Origin of the sequence: Frankia umida (genome assembly GCF_023242945.1) — a bacterium.
Taxonomy (GTDB): domain Bacteria; phylum Actinomycetota; class Actinomycetes; order Frankiales; family Frankiaceae; genus Frankia; species Frankia umida.
In genome coordinates this window covers 1-3,084 of the sequence record NZ_JALKFT010000080.1, presented here as the reverse complement: position 1 = coordinate 3,084, position 3,084 = coordinate 1, and the positions used below count along the sequence as shown (strand labels likewise).

Sequence of the window (3,084 nt, the reverse complement as noted above, 5' to 3'; positions counted from 1 at the left end):
CTGCAATCCTCCATCTTTCGTACAGCACCGCTGTCGATCACTCAGCTAGCAAGCAACCTTCAGCGTTCGTGGCACACGTGCTTTTGAAGGGGTCGCTGATCATCCCTGGAGGGATCGCAACCGGGCTTCTACGGCGACAGCGGCCGGCACAGCGGCGGTCGCTGATCATCCCTGGAGGGATCGCAACACCACGGTCACGATCGGCGTGCTGGACCTGGCCCGCGTCGCTGATCATCCCTGGAGGGATCGCAACACGACCAGCCCGACCTGGGCACGGCGGAGCAGATGTCGCTGATCATCCCTGGAGGGATCGCAACCGCCGCCCGCATGATATCGCGAGATATGAGATATGCGTCGCTGATCATCCCTGGAGGGATCGCAACACGGGCGGTCCAGGAGCGCCTCGGCCACGAGCCTCAGGTCGCTGATCATCCCTGGAGGGATCGCAACGCGAGCGGGCCATGTCGGGATCGCAGCCGGTCAAGGGTCGCTGATCATCCCTGGAGGGATCGCAACATGGCCCCGCGGCCCATCGGGTTCATCCGGTAGGCGGCGAGTCGCTGATCATCCCTGGAGGGATCGCAACCGCAACGGCAATCAGCCGTCCGGAGTCCCGCTCCGCAGGTCGCTGATCATCCCTGGAGGGATCGCAACGGCGGGAGCTGTACGGCGGGGACACCACCGGCCGGTCGCTGATCATCCCTGGAGGGATCGCAACCACGGCACGGGGTGCGCACCCTCGTCGCTGCGGCCTACAGTCGCTGATCATCCCTGGAGGGATCGCAACTTATCCAGCGCGTTATCAACGCGCTTCCGGATACTCATGTCGCTGATCATCCCTGGAGGGATCGCAACACGCGGAGCCGGGTTTTTTTGTTCGGGACAGTGCCTGGTCGCTGATCATCCCTGGAGGGATCGAAACCCAATAGCGGCAAGGTGCATTGTGTCGAGCGAGAACGTCGCTGATCATCCCTGGAGGGATCGCAACTCCGGCAATCGGATCTGGCGGACAGGCTCCCTCGGGTCGCTGATCATCCCTGGAGGGATCGCAACGTGAAAAAGAGGGCGTCGTGCTGGGTGCCGTAGCTGCGGGTCGCTGATCATCCCTGGAGGGATCGCAACAGTTCTGGGTGCCGGAGCGGGCGTGCAACAGCTCGAGTCGCTGATCATCCCTGGAGGGATCGCAACGCGTGAAGGGTGCTGGTGTGCCCCGTTAAATCCGGACAGCCGCTATTAAGGTGGTCTATGCGGCGGACTGTTTTTTCAGGCATTCGTCGTGAGCTTGTCGTGGGGTGCGATAATCAAGCCCGGAGTGGCGGCGTGTCGTGTTGTAACGGAGTTCTATGTACCGGGCGATGTCTCGTCGAGCGTGTTCACGGGTGGGGTAGACGGTGCGGTGGACCCGTTCGTTTTTCAGAGCCGCGAAGAACGACTCGGCCATTGCATTGTCGTAACAGATCCCGGTCCGACCGACGGACTGGCGGATCCCGAGCCCGTTCAACGTAGCAGCGAACTGGGTAGATGTATAGTTGCTTCCGCGGTCCGAATGAAAAATCGCTCCGTCGGTGAGCTGCTGGTTGCGGGCGGCCATGCTGATGGCGGTGTCGATGAGTCCGGTCTTGTAGTTGTCGCCCATGGCCCAGCCGATGACGGCTTTCGTGTGGCAGTCGAGGACGGTCGCGAGGTAGAGCCAGCCTTCCCAGGTGGGAATGTAGGTGATGTCACCGACCATCTTGGTGCCCGGGGCCTCGGCGGTGAAGTCGCGCTGCAGCAGGTCGGGAATCGCGGCGGGGTCCTGGCCCTGTTCGGTCAGGGTGTGCCGCCAGGGGCGTGGCTGGCATGGTTCCAGGCCCTGCTCGCGCATGAGGGCGCGGACGAGCTCGGGGCTGCAGGGCCGACCCCAGGCGCACAGGTCAGCGTGTACGCGCCGGTAGCCGTAGGTGCCGTCGGAGGCGGTGAACGATCGGTGGACGAGGGCGGTGAGCTCGCCGCGGCGGGTCGCGGTCGCGGAGGCAGGACGGTCGTGCCATTCATAGAAACCTGAGCGAGAGACCTGGAGCCAGGCGCACATCTGGGTGATGGACGGCACCGTTATACCGACATTCGTGGTGGTGCGGGCTGCGTACTCCGCATCGATGAACTCGAACGTGTCGCTCACCGATGATCCTTGGCGAAGTACGCGGGTCGGGTCGCCTGGAGGGATTGCACCTCCAGGCTCCCGCAGATCCCGGCGTGACACTCTCGCGTCACCGGGCTCTTCTCGTCCTTCTCACCAGAAGCCGTGGATCCACTGCCAGTGCGCAAACAGCGTGGGGTACTGCATCGTGATTCTCTTCCACGCCTTGTGTGCTTTGGCAAATGTCCGCAGCCGCCGATACTTCTTCCGCATCCACCGCACCAGATATGTGCTGATGCGATAGAGGAGCGGATACAGTTCGGTCTTGTAGAAAGCACCGTAGTACTGCATCCAGCCCCGGATCGCAGGATTGACCGCATAGGCGATCGCATCCATTGTGTGACCGGTGAGCGTGTGAAGCCGCCAGGACTTCACTTTCATACCCATCTTCTTGATGGCGTCTTTGCTGACTGCCGGGACGAACCCGGTGAACACGTTCCCGTTTCGGGCCCGCGCCCCTCGTGCCCGGAAGGTGAAGCCGAGGAAGGTGAATTCCGTGTGCTCGTGCGAGCCACGTCTCTTTCCGTCCTTGCAGTACACGATCCGGGTTTTCTTCGGGTGCAGGCTGACGCCGACCTGTTCCATCCTCTTTCGCAGCCTGTCCAGCACGAACCTGGCCTGGGCCTGGGACTTGCAGTGGACGACCGCGTCATCGGCGTAGCGTTCGAAAGGGCAGGCAGGGAATTCCCGGGCCATCCACAGATCGAACGCGTAGTGCATGAACAGGTTGGCGAGCACGGGACTGACTGCGGATCCTTGCGGGGTTCCGCGGTCGCGTTCCGCCAGCGTTCCGTCGGGCATCCTGATGGGAGCGGCAAGCCACCGCTTCACGTACTAAGAAGAACGAAAGTAACTGGACATGGATGGCACATTGTGATTTAATTCTTGCATGCGGGAGACGGACGGCC

Annotated in this window: 2 protein-coding genes and 1 CRISPR repeat array; both genes read right to left on the bottom strand. The window is 62.4% G+C overall.

Going from position 1 to position 3,084, the window contains the following annotated elements:
* Nucleotides 1-91: 91 nt before the first annotated feature.
* A CRISPR array of direct repeats spans nucleotides 92-1,188; the repeat unit is 30 nt; unit sequence GTCGCTGATCATCCCTGGAGGGATCGCAAC.
* A gap of 55 nt (nucleotides 1,189-1,243) precedes the next feature.
* Nucleotides 1,244-2,158 (bottom strand): IS3 family transposase, encoded by a 915-nt coding sequence (locus MXD59_RS25830; RefSeq protein ID WP_248827170.1) that lies wholly within the window; start codon nucleotides 2,156-2,158, stop codon nucleotides 1,244-1,246.
* Nucleotides 2,159-2,269: 111 nt separating this feature from the next.
* The gene (locus tag MXD59_RS27165) at nucleotides 2,270-3,007 is read right to left on the bottom strand and encodes a reverse transcriptase domain-containing protein (protein WP_308301787.1); all 738 of its coding nucleotides are present in this window, start codon (nucleotides 3,005-3,007) and stop codon (nucleotides 2,270-2,272) included.
* Between the last annotated feature and the right edge of the window lie 77 nt (nucleotides 3,008-3,084).